At 58.5% G+C, this 16315-nt stretch carries 11 protein-coding genes and 3 pseudogenes; 10 read left to right on the top strand and 4 right to left on the bottom strand.

Going from position 1 to position 16315, the window contains the following annotated elements; translation table 11 throughout:
- Positions 1-28 precede the first annotated feature (28 nt).
- Positions 29-793 carry a L,D-transpeptidase gene (locus AC0L7S_RS05740; RefSeq protein WP_473473468.1) on the bottom strand — a complete coding sequence of 255 codons (765 nt, stop codon included), beginning with the start codon at positions 791-793 and terminating at the stop codon, positions 29-31.
- A 45-nt stretch (positions 794-838) separates the two neighbouring features.
- On the opposite strand from AC0L7S_RS05740, the gene AC0L7S_RS05735 reads away from it, so the two are divergent.
- Entirely contained in the window at positions 839-979 is a 141-nt protein-coding gene (locus AC0L7S_RS05735) for a hypothetical protein (protein WP_473473467.1), read from the top strand.
- Positions 980-1014: 35 nt separating this feature from the next.
- Positions 1015-1650 (top strand): DNA-3-methyladenine glycosylase I, encoded by a 636-nt coding sequence (locus AC0L7S_RS05730; protein ID WP_473473466.1) that lies wholly within the window; start codon positions 1015-1017, stop codon positions 1648-1650.
- 264 nt (positions 1651-1914) lie between these two features.
- Here AC0L7S_RS05730 and AC0L7S_RS05725 read toward each other — a convergent pair whose 3' ends face one another.
- Positions 1915-2175, bottom strand: coding sequence for a hypothetical protein (locus AC0L7S_RS05725; RefSeq protein WP_473473465.1), 261 nt, complete (start codon positions 2173-2175; stop codon positions 1915-1917).
- 236 nt (positions 2176-2411) lie between these two features.
- On the opposite strand from AC0L7S_RS05725, the gene hisS reads away from it, so the two are divergent.
- The 4 genes and pseudogenes from hisS (at position 2412) to AC0L7S_RS05705 (ending at position 7794) form a co-directional block, all read left to right on the top strand.
- On the top strand, positions 2412-3989 hold the full coding sequence (gene hisS, locus AC0L7S_RS05720; RefSeq protein ID WP_473473464.1) for a histidine--tRNA ligase: 1578 nt from the start codon (positions 2412-2414) through the stop codon (positions 3987-3989).
- 148 nt (positions 3990-4137) lie between these two features.
- Entirely contained in the window at positions 4138-5256 is a 1119-nt protein-coding gene (locus tag AC0L7S_RS05715; RefSeq protein WP_473473463.1) for an ATP phosphoribosyltransferase regulatory subunit, read from the top strand.
- A pseudogene (gene hisG / locus AC0L7S_RS05710) lies at positions 5253-5958 on the top strand (ATP phosphoribosyltransferase). The gene AC0L7S_RS05715 and the pseudogene hisG overlap by 4 nt, the downstream one beginning before the upstream one ends.
- A 75-nt stretch (positions 5959-6033) precedes the next feature.
- Positions 6034-7794, top strand: coding sequence for an AMP-binding protein (locus AC0L7S_RS05705; protein ID WP_473473462.1), 1761 nt, complete (start codon positions 6034-6036; stop codon positions 7792-7794).
- Positions 7795-7872: 78 nt separating this feature from the next.
- Here the strand turns inward: AC0L7S_RS05705 and AC0L7S_RS05700 are convergent, their stop codons facing one another.
- Positions 7873-8550: an MIP family channel protein gene (locus AC0L7S_RS05700; protein WP_473473461.1), complete on the bottom strand. Its 678-nt coding sequence runs from the start codon at positions 8548-8550 to the stop codon at positions 7873-7875.
- 172 nt (positions 8551-8722) lie between these two features.
- On the opposite strand from AC0L7S_RS05700, the pseudogene AC0L7S_RS05695 reads away from it, so the two are divergent.
- From AC0L7S_RS05695 to zwf, 4 genes and pseudogenes are all read left to right on the top strand, one after another.
- Positions 8723-10011: pseudogene (locus AC0L7S_RS05695) on the top strand (RsmB/NOP family class I SAM-dependent RNA methyltransferase).
- 95 nt (positions 10012-10106) lie between these two features.
- Positions 10107-12430, top strand: a pseudogene (locus tag AC0L7S_RS05690) (Tex family protein).
- Positions 12431-12573: 143 nt separating this feature from the next.
- Positions 12574-13590: a phosphogluconate dehydrogenase (NAD(+)-dependent, decarboxylating) gene (gene gnd / locus AC0L7S_RS05685; protein ID WP_473473460.1), complete on the top strand. Its 1017-nt coding sequence runs from the start codon at positions 12574-12576 to the stop codon at positions 13588-13590.
- A 20-nt stretch (positions 13591-13610) separates the two neighbouring features.
- Positions 13611-14987 (top strand): glucose-6-phosphate dehydrogenase, encoded by a 1377-nt coding sequence (gene zwf, locus AC0L7S_RS05680; protein WP_473474194.1) that lies wholly within the window; start codon positions 13611-13613, stop codon positions 14985-14987.
- 39 nt (positions 14988-15026) lie between these two features.
- Here zwf and AC0L7S_RS05675 read toward each other — a convergent pair whose 3' ends face one another.
- Complete coding sequence (locus tag AC0L7S_RS05675) at positions 15027-16313, bottom strand: NAD(P)/FAD-dependent oxidoreductase (protein WP_473473459.1); 1287 nt, start codon at positions 16311-16313, stop codon at positions 15027-15029.
- Between the last annotated feature and the right edge of the window lie 2 nt (positions 16314-16315).

Raw genomic sequence — 16315 nt, 5'->3', positions numbered from 1 at the left:
CAGCCCGTCCCCCGTAGCTTTTCGAGACTTACATCACCTCAACAGTGGTGCCAACGCGAACCCGTTCATAAAGATCGACGACATCCTGGTTGCGCATACGAATGCAACCTGACGAAACCGAACCGCCAATGGTCCAGGGCTGGTTGGTGCCATGAATGCGATAGAGCGTCGAACCAAGGTAAAGCGCGCGCGCCCCGAGCGGATTTTCTATGCCACCGGCAACGAAAGTCGGCAGATACCGGCCCTTGGCCTTCTCGCGCTGGATCATCTCGGATGGTGGCCGCCAGTCCGGCCATTCGCGTTTTTGGCTGATCTTGTGGGTACCGGCCCATTCGAAGCCCGGTTTACCGGTGCCAACACCATAGCGCCGCGCCTTGCCGTTCTTCTCGACGAGATAAAGAAAATTCTGGGTGGTATCGATCAAGATGGTGCCCGGCTTCTGCTTGCCATCAAAATCCACTTCCTGCGGCAGGTAGATCGGATTCATCGCCCGCGCCTTGGTGCGTTTGGCAGGCCGTGCAACGGCTGCCGTGCGTGTCCGGTCCGGCTGCACCTGCACGCGTGCGGGCTGTTCCACAAGGCGAACGCGCTGCTTCTGGCGCCTCACAACTCGGCGGCTATCATTTCGCACCACGTCGGGCGCCTGGCCCAGTTGCAACAGCCACGGCGCGGAAAGATCGGGGCTGACCATGACCGGTGGGCGCTCGATATAGCGCTCGCCAGCAGTGGAGGGTGTTGCAGCAAAGGCAAGAGCTGCCGCTACACCGAGGAAGGATAGGAAAAGTCTTTTCATCAGGACGTACTCTCGACTGGATCGTCTTGGCCTACCGGACACATCATGAAAATATCCGGCTTCGAGGTCAATCTTGGCGACAAGCGGCAACCGAAACGTGAATCGGAATGCATAAAATGCGTGTTTGTCAGTAAACCTTCCGGTGTGGTTACCGGCCTGTTGAGAAATCTGGTAAAGCACTGGTAAAGCGCGGCTCGAAACGATTAACGAACGGAATTTGCATGGACGAGAACACGGGCCTGATCGCGGGGCCGGATGGCGCGACACGATGTTTCTGGCATGGCAACCTGCCTGATTACCTCCATTACCACGATCACGAATGGGGATTTCCGGTCACCGACGACACGCGGCTTTTCGAAAAGATTTGCCTCGAAGGCTTCCAGTCGGGCCTGTCCTGGTTGACCATTTTGAGAAAGCGCGAGAATTTTCGCAATGCTTTTGCGGGCTTTGACATTGATAGTGTGGCCGCCTTTACCGACACCGATATAGAGCGGCTGCTTGGCGATGCGGGCATCGTGCGCCACCGCGGCAAGATCGTTTCGACCATCAACAATGCCAAATGTGCACGCGAGATGATCAATGAGGCAGGATCTTTGGCCGCTTGGTTCTGGGCGTTTGAACCGGGTCCAGACGAACGCCCGAATATTGTCGATCTCGCCCATTTGCGCGCCAACCCGACCACGGCGGTTTCCGTGCGCGTCTCAAAGGAACTGAAGAAGCGCGGCTGGAGCTTCGTTGGCCCCACCACCGTCTACGCATTCATGCAGGCAATGGGTCTGGTCAACGACCATATCGAAGGTTGCATCTGCCGCGAAAAGGTGGAGGCACAGCGCAAGGCGTTCAAACGGCCCGCCTAAGTTTACAGTTGCGTATTGGTTTGCGTTCCCCGCCCCCTCTGTCCTACCGGACATCTCCCCCTCAGGTGGGGAGAACAGCTTTCATTATTGTCTTTCGCCAATCACCAGCGTTCCTCAACAAGTGCCATCAATGGCGGGATTGGCCAATCTCTCCCCTTGAGGGGGAGATGTCCGGCAGGACAGAGGGGGGTAATATACACAGTGATGACCGCAGAACTGAAAACGCAACTGTAGAGTTAGTGCTCCCATCTGACACTGCTTACCTCAAGCGCCGCGCCCGATCAGAAACAACCCGGCAGCGATTGCCAGAGCGGTTGCGACGACCGGATAAATCACCAGCATTCCAGTGATCAGCGTATCGCGCATCCCGTTGATTTCGGGCTGAGTGGCAACGCTGGCCGGGCTTGTTGATCCCTCAATGGTGACAGGAAGCTCGCTCCGCGTCAGGCCAGTCTGCGAAACAAGCGTTGGATGCTGCTTTTCGGTGCTGCGTGATGTGAGGGTGCAATCTTGCTCGCGGGTCATGATTCTGGCCAACCGTTACGTTTGAACGCCATGTATTGCCAGTGATTGTGTCGCCACAATGCTTCCATAATGGCGGAATTGTTGCAGGTGCGCGCAACATGCCGCACCAGCATTTGCTGCAACGAACAGCGCCCAAAGCCTTGCCGCTCCGGGCGGCATCGGTTAGGAAACGCCCATCTTGCGCAGCGGGGCTTTTTCTGCGCGCGCAATGTCACCAACCACCGAGTACCCAATCCATGGCCGACAAATCGGAAAAGATGAAAGCGCGGTTGCCGCGCGGCCTCGTTGACCGCAGCGCGCAAGACATTCGTGCTGTCGAGAAAATGGTGGCGACAATCCGCGAGGTCTATGAGCTGTATGGCTTCGAGCCCGCCGACCAGCCATTGATTGAATATACCGACGCGCTGGGCAAGTTCCTGCCGGATCAGGATCGGCCGAACGAAGGCGTGTTTTCGTTTCTGGACGATGACGAGCAATGGCTGTCGCTGCGCTATGATCTGACCGCGCCAATGGCGCGCTACGTTGCTGAAAATTATGATCGCCTGCCAAAGCCGTTCCGCAGCTATCGCTCCGGCTGGGTGTTTCGCAACGAAAAGCCGGGGCCGGGGCGTTTTCGCCAGTTCATGCAGTTCGATGCCGATACGGTCGGCACACCGGGCGTCGCCGCCGACGCCGAAATGGCGATGATGATGGCCGATGTCATGGAAGCACTTGGCATCGAGCGCGGCGATTACGTCATCCGCGTCAACAACCGCAAGGTTCTGGATGGCGTGCTGGAAGCAATCGGCCTTGGTGGTGACGAAAATGCGGGACGCCGCCTGACGGTCCTGCGCGCTATCGACAAGCTGGATAAACTTGGACTTGATGGCGTTCAGGGTTTGTTGGGAAAAGGGCGTCTCGACGACAGCGGAGATTTTACAAAGGGTGCCGAGCTTACGGACAACCAAATTAGTCGAGTCAGTAGCTATTTGGGAACTGCATTCAGGGAAAACCGAGTGGATTTGGAGGAAGCGGGCGCAACTTCCCCCATTCCCAATTTTCCAGGGGAAGAAACCTTTCGTTCTGGCCAAATGTCTTTCGATTTCTGGCACCAAGCAGTGTCTGGTTCAGTACGCGGGGAGGAAGGTGTTGCCGAACTGGAGGAGTTTTCTGCACTATGTCAGGCAGCGGGCTATGACGTTGATAGGGTGATGGTCGATGCCTCCGTCGTGCGTGGCCTCGAATATTACACCGGCCCGGTTTACGAGGCCGAATTGCTGGTCGAAATTCCCAATGATGAGGGAAAAATCGTCCGCTTCGGCTCTGTTGGCGGCGGCGGGCGCTATGACGGGTTGGTGTCGCGCTTTCGTGGCGAGCCTGTCCCGGCCACCGGCTTTTCCATCGGCGTCTCGCGCTTGATGACGGCGCTGAAAAACCTCGGCAAGCTGGATACCTCCGATATCGTTGCGCCAGTCGTCGTGCTGGTTATGGATCGCGATACTGAAAGCCTCGGTCGCTACCAGAAAATGGTGGCCGACCTTCGTGCGGAAAAAATTCGCGCCGAAATGTATCTCGGCGGCTCCGGCATGAAGGCGCAGATGAAATATGCCGACAGGCGCGGCAGCCCTTGCGTCGTCATTCAGGGCGGCGACGAGCGCGAAAAGGGCGAGGTCCAGATCAAGGATTTGATCGAGGGCGCCAGGCTGTCAGCCGAAATCACCGACAATGCCGAATGGCGCGCCGCGCGTCCCGCACAGGTCACGGTTGCGGAAAGCGATCTCGTTGCTGAGGTCCGCAAAATTCTCGATGCGCAAGCAGCGGATCGTTCACAATGACCGGCACGACATCGCGTTTCCCTTCGCTCCTTGTGGGAGAAGGTGGCCGAGCGCAGCGAGGTCGGATGAGGGGTGATAGCTTGAGCGCCACCCTTGTGGGTGAGAGCGCCAGCAGGCAAAAGCGGGGTCTGTCTCTGAAGGCGGCCACATGACATCGCGTCCTGCCATCGCCTTCGATATTGCAAACCTGTTCGCCGAGCGTGGCGCAACGCCGGTCGATGTCTCGGTGCTGCAACCGGCTGATCCATTTCTCGATATGGCGGGCGAGGATTTGCGCCGCCGCATTTTCCTCACAGAAAGCGAAACCGGCGTCACTTTGTGCCTGCGCCCGGAATTTACCATTCCCGTCTGTCTCGATCACATTGCCTCGCAGGCCGGAACGCCGCGCCGCTATGCCTATCTTGGCGAGGTTTTCCGTCAGCGGCGCGAAGGCGCCAACGAGTTTTTCCAAGCCGGTATCGAGGATTTGGGCAATAGTGATCTGGCACGCGCAGATGCGCGCAGCATTGCCGACGCCCATGCCCTGCTTGCACTGGCTTTGCCAGATCAAACGCTTCGTATAACGCTTGGCGATCAGGCGGTGTTCGAGGCAGTGCTGGCGGCGCTCGGCCTGCCACGCGGTTGGCGCATGCGTCTGGCCCGCGCCTTTGGCTCGCAGGCAAAGCTGGAAGCAGCCCTTGCCGATCTCGCCAATCCACCGCGCAATGGCCAACTCACCGCTCCTGTCGCTATGCTGGCGGCAGATGGCGATGCCGATGGCCTTGCAAAAAAGATTGCCGAAGGCATGGAGGAGGCTGGCCTTTCCGCTTCATCTGGCCGCTCGGCTTCAGATATTGCCCGCCGTTTGATCGAGAAGACGCAACTGCGCAGCGTGCGCTTGTCGAACGAGGCGTTTGGCGCGTTGAAAGCCTTTCTTGCCATCGACGTTCCGTTGCTGGAAGCCGCACCCGCATTGGAGCAATTTGCCAGCACGGCTAACCTGTTGCTGGGCGATGCGCTGGACAATTTTACCGCTCGTGTTGCGGCAATTACCGAACATGGACTCGATGTCGATGCCATCCGCTACGACGCAGCCTTTGGGCGGCCGCTCGATTACTATACCGGGCTTGTCTTCGAGATCGCCGCGCAGGCGGACACACCGGTGCTTGTCGGCGGGGGCCGCTATGACCGGCTGTTGACTTTGCTTGGAGCAAAGACACCAATTCCCGGTGTCGGCTTTTCGGTCTGGCTGGATCGCGTCGAAGCCCTGCGTGGGGTGGGACAATGAGCGTCACACTGGCAATTCCCTCAAAAGGCCGTTTGAAAGAGCAGACGCTTGAGGTGATGGCGGCGGCTGGCCTTGCCGTGAGCTTGCCCGACGATAGTCGCCAATATCGCGCCCGCGTTGATGGCCGTGACGATATCGAAGTGGCGTTTTTGTCAGCCTCCGAAATTTCCGGTGAAATCGGTCAAGGGTCGGTCGATCTTGGCGTCACGGGCGAGGATCTGGTTCTGCGAAAACCTTGCCGAGTGGGAACAGCGCGCCGAGATCGTCGCGCGCCTCGGTTTCGGCCACGCCGATGTGGTGGTGGCGGTTCCCGATATCTGGCTCGATGTCGATGCCATGGCCGATCTTGACGATGTCGCCGCCGATTTCCGCCATCGCCACGGCAGGCGTATGCGCATTGCCACCAAATATTGGCGGCTCACGCAACAATTCTTCTCCGGCAAGCATGGCATTCAGGTTTACCGCATTGTCGAAAGCCTTGGCGCGACGGAAGGTGCCCCGGCGGCTGGACTGGCTGATATGATCGTCGACATCACATCGACCGGCTCGACGCTGCGCGCCAACCGCCTCAAGATACTTGGCGACGGCATCATCCTGCGCTCGCAGGCTTGCCTTGTGGCTTCGCGAAAAGAACGCACCGCCACCGATCAAGCATTAATGCAAGACATCGCCAAAAGGGTAGGCGCTGCGCTGGCACGCTGATAGTGTTGTCAGTGTGGGGTTGGCCGAGAACTGCGGAACTGGCTGGCTCTTTATGGAATTGCGCAGGAGACGACCATGCCAATCAATCTCGATGAATTGAAGAACGCGACCTATCTGCGTGAAGCCAAAGGCGTGTTCATCGCTCCCACTGACGGCAAGGCGCATGTCTCGGGTGAGCGCGGCATGGCGCTTCTGGACAAGACCATTCCGGCCCTTTTTGCAGAAACCGCGCGCCTTTACGGCTCCGATGAAGCAGCGATCTTCGTTGGACAGGACAAGCGGTTTTCCTGGGAGGAACTGGCTGAGACCATCGATGCTTTCGCCGCCGGTCTGTTGTCGCTGGGGCTGGAGAAGGGGGAACGCATCGGCATCTGGTCGCCCAATCGCTGGGAATGGCTGGTTACGCAATTCGCCACTGCCCGCATTGGCCTCATCCTCGTCAACATCAACCCTGCCTACCGCCTTTCGGAACTGGAATATGCGCTCAACAAGGTCGGCTGTGCGGCACTCGTTACCGCCACGCAGTTCAAGACTTCCGACTATCTGGCCATGTTGCAGACACTTGCCCCGGAACTGGAAACTGCAGAACCGGGAAAATTGCAGGCCGCGAAATTTCCCTCATTGAAATCCGTTATCCGCATGGGTGAGGGGACGTCGCCCGGCATGTATAATTTTGCCGATGTCATGGCTATGGGCGGGCGCAATGAGCATGATCGTCTCGATGCCATTTCCGAGAGCCTCAAGCCGGATGATGCCATCAACATCCAGTTCACCTCAGGCACAACCGGCGCGCCAAAAGGTGCGACGCTCACCCACAACAACATCGTCAATAATGGCAATTTCGTCACCGCTGCAATCAGCTTGAGCGCTGAGGATCGTCTGTGCATCCCGGTGCCGCTTTATCATTGCTTCGGCATGTCGATGGGCACGATGGGCTGCGTTACCAAAGGCGCGACCATGATCTTCCCCGGTGAAGGGTTCGATGCAGGCGCAACGCTTGGCGCGCTTGCCAGCGAGCGTTGCACCGGCCTTTATGGTGTGCCCACCATGTTTGTTGCCATGCTCGATCATCCGGATTTTACCTCCTTCGATCTTTCCTCGCTGCGCACCGGCATCATGGCTGGTTCGCCATGCCCGATAGAGGTCATGAAGAAGGTTGTTTCGCTGATGCACATGTCCGAAGTGACCATCGCTTACGGCATGACCGAAACCAGCCCCGTCTCGTTCCAGAGCAGCGTCAGCGATCCGCTGGAAAGACGTGTCTCGACGGTCGGGCGCATCCAGCCGCATGTTGAGGTCAAGATCATCGATGCCAATGGCCAGACAGCCGCCATTGATGAAAGTGGTGAACTTTGTACGCGCGGCTATTCGGTGATGAAAGGCTATTGGCAGGACAAGGAAAAAACCAGCGAGGCCATCGACCCCGAGGGCTGGATGCACACTGGCGATCTCGCGACAATCGACGCCGAGGGCTATTGCAACATCGTCGGGCGGGTGAAGGACATGATCATCCGGGGTGGCGAAAACGTCTATCCACGCGAAGTCGAGGAGTTTTTATACAAGCACCCGAAGATCAAGGAAGTTCAGGTCTTCGGCGTCCCCGATCCGAAATATGGCGAGGAACTTGCGGCCTGGATTGTGACCTATCCGGATCAGATCTTGAGCGCCGAAGATGTCATGGCGTTTTGCATGGGCCAGATCGCACACTACAAGGTGCCGCGTTATGTCCGCTTCCACGATAGCCTGCCAATGACGGTGACCGGCAAGCCGCAGAAGTTCATCATGCGCAACGCCATGATTGAGGAATTGGGGCTGGCAACGGCAAAAACGGCCTGAAAATCATTCATTTTGGCGGAAAAAAGGGCCCGGAAGGGCCCTTTTTGCTGGAAATTTGCAGAAAAAGACGAGAAAAACTCAGTCTTTCTCGAAAATATTGGTCTTGGCGACTAGTCCGGCAATCGCCCCGCCGATCATCGGCGCGACGATGTAAACCCAAAGCTGGCTCATGGCGAGACTGCCTGAAAACAGGGCCGGCGCGATGGAACGCGCCGGATTGAGCGAGTTTCCCGAAACCGGGATGAAGGCGAAATGCAGCGCCGCCAGTGTCAGGCCGATCACCAGTCCGGCAAAGGCCGTCGTATGCTTGGCGCTTGTCACACCAAGGATGACGATGACAAAGGTGAAGGTCGCGATGACCTCGGTCAGGAACGCCGACGATGCCCCATAGATTGCGGGGTCCCAGCCGTTCGGCCCAAAACCGGTGTTATGGCCGCCAACCTGACCGGCAACGATGACCATCAATGCCAGCGATGCAATGATCGCGCCAATGATTTGCGCGATCCAGTAGGGGATCACGTCCTTGGCCGGCATGCGCCCTGCCAGAAATACGCCAAGCGTCACCGCTGGGTTGAGATGTGCCCCCGATATCGGTCCAATCGCATAGGCTGCCGCAATCAGGCCGATGCCGAATGCCAGGCCGATGCCGAGTTGCCCAAGTGGCAATGCATCACCGAAGCCGCCGGTCACAATTGTGGCTGTGCCGATAAACACCAGAAGAAACGTGCCGAGTACCTCGGCCATGAAAGTCTTCATTGCTCATCCCCTCAAAAATGAACGTCTCGCCGCAATTGCGCCGCGAATCACCGGCGGAGAATATTCACAAGCCATGACATTGAAAAGCTGTAACGTTTGTCGCGGCGGCTGTGCTTGTGCATATCCGCCTGGCACTTTAGAGCAGGGCCACGATCAATGAATGGTAGGACCGATGCGACTGGGTGGACGACTGGCTGCGGCCATCGAAGTGCTGGAAGATATTCACCGGCGTCATCGGCCGGTGGCTGCTGCGCTGAAGGACTGGGGTTTGTCGCACCGTTTTGCCGGTGGTGGCGATCGTGCCGCGATTGGCAATATCGTCTATGACGCCTTGCGCCGTAAACGCTCTGCCGGGTGGCTTCTGGATGGCGATACGCCGCGTGCCATTGGCTTCGGCGCTGTGTTGCTGGAAGGCAACCAGAGTGCCGAATCGCTGAATGCGGCGCTTGACGGCGACAAGTTCGCGCCCGCGCCTCTGGACATTTCGGAACTGAAGACAATTTCTGGAAGGCAGCTCGCCAACGCCCCATCGATTGTACGGGCAGATTGTCCCGATTGGTGCGCGCCGCTGATTGAGGCGGCTTTCGGTGAAAGCTGGGTCGAGGAGGCCGCAGCACTCGCGGCTCGCCCACCACTCGACATGAGAGCCAACACCTTGAAGGCAGGTCGCAGCAAGGTGCTGGAAGAACTGGCCGAGACTGGCGCACACACGGCCACCCTTGCCAAGCAGGGCATTCGAATAGCACCCATCGAAGGCAATGGCAGGCATCCCAATGTGCAGGTAGAGCCTGCTTTCCAGAAGGGCTGGTTTGAAGTTCAGGACGAAGGCTCACAGATCGTCTCGGAACTCGCCGGCGCACGAACCGGCATGCAGGTTCTCGATTTTGCGCCGGTGCTGGCGGTAAAACGCTCGCTTTGTCGGCGGCCATGGAAAATCACGGTCAGATTTTTGCCTATGACGCTGAAAAGGCGCGGCTTGCACCGATATTCGATCGCATACGCCGTGCTGAAAACCGCAATATTCAGGTTGTCGCACGCTCTGGCGATCTTGCCCCGCTCGAAGGACAGATGGACATTGCGCTGGTAGATGCCCCGTGCACCGGCAGCGGAACGTGGCGGCGCAGACCCGACGCCAAATGGCGGCTGACACGCCACCAACTCGATGCGCGCAAGGCGGAGCAAGCGGCAATTCTCGACACGGCCAAAAGGTTCACGAAACCGGGCGGCTTGCTGACCTACATCACATGCTCTGTTTTTGATGAGGAAAACAGTGAGCAGATTGCAGCATTTTGCGGCAGAAACCCCGATTTCATGCCGATGGATCATCGTGAACTGTGGAATGCTCACTTTCCAGGCCATGAGGCAGTAGTGCGCTTTGGCGATGCGGCAGGGATTTCGCTGTCGCCTGCCCGCAGTGGAACCGATGGCTTCTATTTTTGCGCTCTGCGGCGAATGGTCTAAAGAACGCATCTCTGCATTTCTGTGGAAAACCAGCGCTGGCCGAACGTTGCGATTGTTCCTATGTTCGCCACCCTTCCCATCAGACTGGAACCGGCATGACGACTGACATCAAGCGCATTGCGGCACTTATTTCGTCAGAAATTGACGCTCGGCCCGAACAGGCCACCGCTGCGATCACATTGCTGGACGAAGGCGCAACCGTGCCGTTTGTCGCCCGTTATCGCAAGGAAGCAACGGGTGGGCTGGACGACACGCAGCTTCGCTCGCTGGCTGAGCGCCTTTCATACTTGCGCGAACTTGATGCAAGACGCGACACCATCCTCGGCTCCATACGTGAACAGGGCAAGTTAACCGCCGATCTTGAGGCCCGGATTGCCAATGTGGCGACCAAGGCGGAACTGGAAGATATCTATCTGCCTTACAAGGTAAAGCGGCGCACCAAGGCCGAAATTGCCCGCGAGCGCGGGCTCGGGCCCTTGGCCGAGGCGATACTTGCCGAGCGCTCGTCGGTGCCAGCAGACATGGCGCTTGGCTATCTGAACGAGGAAATCGTCGATGCAAAGGCCGCCCTTGAAGGGGCGCGCGATATTCTGGCCGAGCAGTTTGCCGAAAACGCCGGTCTGGTTGGGAAATTGCGAAATTACATGAAGGAACGCGCCTTTTTGCGCGCCCGCGTGGTCGATGGAAAGCAGGAAGCAGGCGCGAAATTTGCCGATTATTTCGACCATGTCGAACGCTGGGCAGGCGCGCCGAGCCACCGGGCGCTGGCCATGCTGCGAGGGCGCAACGAGGATGTCTTGTCGCTCGAAATCGAGATCGATACCGATGACGCATCGCCGGTCAAGCCGGTTGAGCGCATGATTGCCGACACCTACGAAATTGGCCGGCAATTACCCGGCGATCAATGGTTGATGACGGTGGTCGGTTGGACGTGGCGGGTCAAGCTGTCGCTGCATCTGACGCTCGATCTGATGCGAGATTTGCGCGAGCGCGCCGAAGAAGGCGCAATACAGGTTTTCGGACGCAATTTGAAAGACCTGTTGCTGGCCGCACCGGCCGGGTCGCGCTCGACAATGGGTCTCGATCCGGGCATTCGCACCGGCGTCAAGGTCGCAGTAGTGGATGGCACTGGCAAGCTCGTCGAGGCAGCAACGGTCTATCCGTTCCCCCGAAGAACGATGTGCGTGGCACACTATTGGAGTTGACAGGTCTTGTGCGCAGGCACGCCGTCGAACTGATTGCCATCGGCAACGGCACCGGCAGCCGCGAAACCGAGAAACTGGTGGCCGAAATGCTGTCAGGGTTGGCATCGGACAAAGCCGCGCCAAAGCCGCTGAAGGTCATCGTGAGCGAGGCCGGCGCTTCGGTCTATTCGGCGTCGCAAGCAGGTGCGGCGGAATTTCCCGATCTCGATGTATCATTGCGAGGTGCCGTGTCGATTGCGCGCCGCTTGCAAGATCCTCTGGCGGAACTCGTCAAGATCGAGCCAAAGGCCATTGGCGTTGGCCAGTATCAGCATGACGTTGATCAGCATCGGTTGGGGCGCGCCTTGGAGACGGTTGTCGAGGACGCCGTCAATGCTGTCGGTGTCGATCTCAACACCGCGTCGGCTTCGCTTCTCGCGCGCGTGTCGGGCCTTGGCGGCTCATTGGCCGAAGCGATCATTGTCCACCGCGACGCCAACGGCCCGTTTTCGGCGCGCCGCGATCTCCTGAAGGTGGCACGCCTTGGCCCGCGCGCCTTTGAGCAGTGTGCCGGGTTCCTGCGCATTCGCGATGGCAGGGAACCGCTTGATGCCTCGGCAGTGCACCCTGAAGCCTATGACGTGGCCAAGAAAATCGTCGCCGCTTGCGGGCGCGACGTGCGTTCGCTGATGAGCGATAGCGCAGCATTGAAGGGATTGGACCCGCGTGTATTTGTCGATGAGCGTTTCGGCTTGCCGACGGTGCGCGACATTATTGCGGAACTGGAAAAGCCGGGGCGCGATCCGCGTCCGGGTTTCAAGACCGCGACCTTTGCCGATGGCGTTGATGACATGAAGGATTTGAAGCCAGGTATGCTTCTGGAAGGCACAGTCACCAATGTCGCGGCCTTCGGCGCATTTGTCGATATCGGCGTGCATCAGGATGGCTTGGTGCACGTTTCGCAGCTTGCCGACCGCTTCGTCAAAGACCCTCACGAAATTGTGAAAGCTGGCGACGTTGTCAAAGTACGGGTCGTTGATGTGGACATAAAGCGCAAGCGCATCGGCCTGACCATGCGCAAGGATGGTGGCGGCGCCGTGCAAGCAAAGCCGCCGCGCGATGCAAAACCGCAGCGCAGCCCGACACCCCGGCCGCCACAGCGAGGCAATGGCGAGCCGGACAAGGGACAAGGCGCTTTTGGTGCGGCACTCGCCGAAGCGTTCAAGCGCAAATGACGGCAACTTGAGAGAGCCTGACGAACACAAAGTCGCTGCACAATTTTCCTGGAATTGCTTGAAGCATATCGAAGAAGGGGTAGGAATTGGTGCTCCACTATGAGTAGCATTCCAGTTCAATCGACAACGCACAGGAAATGAAGATGCAAATCGGAATGATGGGACTGGGCCGGATGGGCGCCAACATGGTTCGACGCCTGTTGCAGGGTGGCCATGAATGCGTCGTCTATGACATTAATCCCGAAGCCGTCTCTGCACTGGTGAAGGAGGGGGCCATCGGCGCGGCCTCGATGCAGGAATTCGTCGGCAAGCTGGCCAAACCACGATGTGCGTGGCTCATGCTGCCAGCCGCCATTACGGTCAAGATCGCCGATCAGGTTGCAGAACTGATGGAAGCGGGTGACATCATCATTGATGGCGGCAATTCCAACTACCGCGATGCGGTCGATCAGGCGGTAAAGCTCGCGCCCAAAGGGTTGAATTATGTGGATGTCGGCACAAGCGGCGGGGTCTGGGGGCTCGATAGAGGCTATTGCCTGATGATCGGCGGACCGGACGAGGCAGTGCGCCATCTCGATACGATTTTCGCGACATTGGCACCTAGCGGCAATTCGGATGCCGCTGCTGCTGAGAAAACAACGAGCACTGCGCCACAGGGTTATCTGCATTGCGGGCAAAGCGGGGCCGGGCATTTTGTCAAAATGGTGCATAACGGCATCGAATACGGCGTTATGGCGGCCTATGCGGAAGGCATCAATATTCTGAAAGCCGCGAATGCGGGGACGCGCGAACGTTCGGCTGACGCCGAGACCAGCCCGCTTTCGGACCCGCAATATTACCAGTTCGACATCGACCTGCCGCAGGTTACGGAAGTGTGGCGTCATGGCAGCGTCATTGGTTCATGGCTGCTCGACCTGACTGCTGGTGCATTGAAGTCCGATCCGGATTTGGCGAAATTTGGCGGACGGGTATCTGATTCCGGCGAAGGACGCTGGACCCTGAAGGCGGCGATTGAGACTGGCGTGCCCGCGCCCGTCTTGTCGTCGGCGCTGTTTGATCGTTTTTCTTCGCAAGGCGAGTCGGAATTTGCCGACAAACTGCTTTCGGCCATGCGCTATGCCTTTGGCGGTCATATCGAGAAGCCGAAATCGGATTCTTGAATGCTTCCGGGGGAAAAATGATGACGCAGGATCGATCAGACGTTTTGGTGCTGTTCGGGGCGACTGGCGATCTCGCACACAAGAAGATTTTCCCGGCCCTTTACGCAATGGTTGCGCGCGGCTCGCTGAGCGAACCGGTCATCGGCGTTGCGTTGGAAAAGTGGGACGCTGCCAAACTCGCAGAGCGGGCGCGCGACGGCATCGAACAAGCCTTGGGCAAGGTCGATGAGGCGGTTTTCAGGAAACTGGCCGGATTGCTGCGCTATGTCAGTGGCGATTACCGCGACCAGGCGACATTCGATGCGTTGAAAGAGGCGCTCGAAGATTACCGTCACCCGCTTTATTATCTGGCCGTGCCGCCCTCGATGTTCGAGCCGGTCGTGCAAGGTCTGGAGCAATCCGGCGGCGCTGGCACCGCTCGCTTGATGGTGGAAAAGCCGTTCGGACGTGATCTTCAGTCTGCCCGGTGGCTGAACCGCGTCTTGCATATCGTCTTCGACGAACAGGCGATTTTCCGCATCGACCATTATCTCGGCAAGGAAGCAATCCAAAACCTGCTTTATTTCCGCTTTGCCAACTCGTTTCTGGAGCCGATCTGGAACCGCAATTTCATCGAGAGCGTGCAGATCACCATGGCCGAGGATTTCGGCGTCGCGGGGCGCGGCAAGTTCTATGACGAGGTCGGTTGCATTCGCGATGTGATCCAGAATCACCTGCTCAACATCCTGTTGCTTCTGGCCATGGAACCGCCCGCCGGAAAATCGGCTGATGAACTGATTGATGAGAAGGTGCAGGTGTTGAAGGCGATCCGCACGCTGACCACCGATGATGTGGTGCGTGGTCAGTTTGCCGGCTATCTGAAGGAGCCGGGGGTTGCCTCGAACTCGACGCGCGAGACCTTTGCTGCGGTGCGGTTTTATGTCGATACATGGCGCTGGCAGGGCGTTCCGTTTTTCATTCGCGCGGGCAAGAACCTGCCCGCCCACGCAACCGAGGTCGTGGTGCGTCTCAAGCGTCCCCCGTTGAATGTTTTCGATGAAATCAGCGATAACGACGCCAATTATGTGCGCTTCCGCATCACCCCTGAAGTGTCGATAGGGATCGGCGCGCGGCGCAAGTCTGCTGGCGATGAGATGGTCGGCGAGCAGGTGGAACTCGCCGCCGTCGATGACGATTCCGACACTATGGAACCATACGAGAGGCTGATCGGCGATGCCATGAATGGCGACGTGCGCCTTTTCACCCGTCAGGACGCCAGCGAAATTGCATGGCGCATTGTCGGCCCGGTGCTCGACAATACGGCCCAGCCACACACTTATAAACCCGGTAGCTGGGGGCCGACCGATGCGATGTCAGGTTTTGGACCACCGAGCGGCTGGATTGATCCGGTCAAATGAAGCCCGTTTCGGCTGCCTCGGCGTTGAAGTTTTCCTGCCTCAGAACCTGTCGCGCAGCGCGTACCAATTGAGTGCCAGAAACAATAACGGCGTGCGTAAACGCCTGCCGCCGGGAAATGACGGTATTTTCAGGTCTTCGATCAGTTTCAGCCGGTCGCGGTTGCCGGCCACCGTTTCGGCATAAAGTTTGCCGACGAAATTCGACAGCATGACGCCGTGTCCGGAATAGCCACCGGCTGAAATCACATTTGGCATGACCTCGCGAACGAATGGCTTGCGCGGCAGGGTAATGCCGACATAGCCGCCCCAGCCATGCGTGATCTCGACATCCTTCAGCGCCGGATAAAGCTCTGCGATCTGCTTGCGGATATGGATATGAATGTCTTTTGGATCGTTGACGCCGTAAATTTCGCGCCCGCCAAACAAAAGGCGTCCGTCTTTCGTCTTGCGGAAATAGCGCACCACAAAGCGCGAATCGTCGACCGATTCACCGCCCGGTAGAACATTCAGCTCCGCATCGAGCGGAACCGTCGCGCCGATGAATGAGCCGATCGGCATGATATGAGCCGCGCTGACCGGCTCCAGCGTTGCGCCATAGGCGTTAACCGCAACGAGGCATTTTTCAGCCGTGATCACACCCTTTGGCGTCGTCACGCGAACCTTGCCGCTGACCGACTCGATGCGGGTGGATGGCGTATTCTCGAACAGTTGGGCTCCGGCTTCAGCGGCAACGCGTGCCGTGCCGATCACCAGCTTGAGCGGATGGATATGGCCGGTGGCCGTATCGCGCGTACCGCCGAAATAGCGGGTTGAGCCAAGCCGTTCAGCCGTCTCTTTGGCGTCCATGAAGGAAATATGCGGGTAGGCGAAGCGGCTGGCCATGATCTCGGCGTGCGCCTTGTAGTCGTCAACGAAGCGCTTCTTGTGCGCAACCGACATTTGGCCGGGCACGAAGTCGATGTCGATCTTGTTGGCGTTGGCAAACTCCAGAAGCTGGGCCTTGGCATCTTCGGCCAGATCGAACAGCGCCTTGGCGCGTGTCAGGCCGTATTCGCCTTCCATCTCTTCCGCCCAGGCACGCTGGCCGGTACCGAGTTGGCCGCCATTGCGGCCCGACGCTCCGTCGCCAAAGCGATGTGCCTCGATCAAGACGACATTTACCCCCGCCTTGGCGAGATGGGCGGCAGCCGACAAGCCGGTGAAGCCCCCGCCAATGATGACAACATCAGCCTGGCGGTCACCGTCAAGCACCGGGTAATCGGGACGAGGCCCCGAACTGTCTTCATACCACGAGCGGCCGGGAGAAACGGGCGATTGGTAGCTCATGA

It is taken from the genome of Mesorhizobium sp. G2-6-1 (assembly GCF_055809095.1).
Note: the sequence above shows the minus strand (reverse complement) of the source record. Positions and strands in the feature narration are given on the sequence as shown.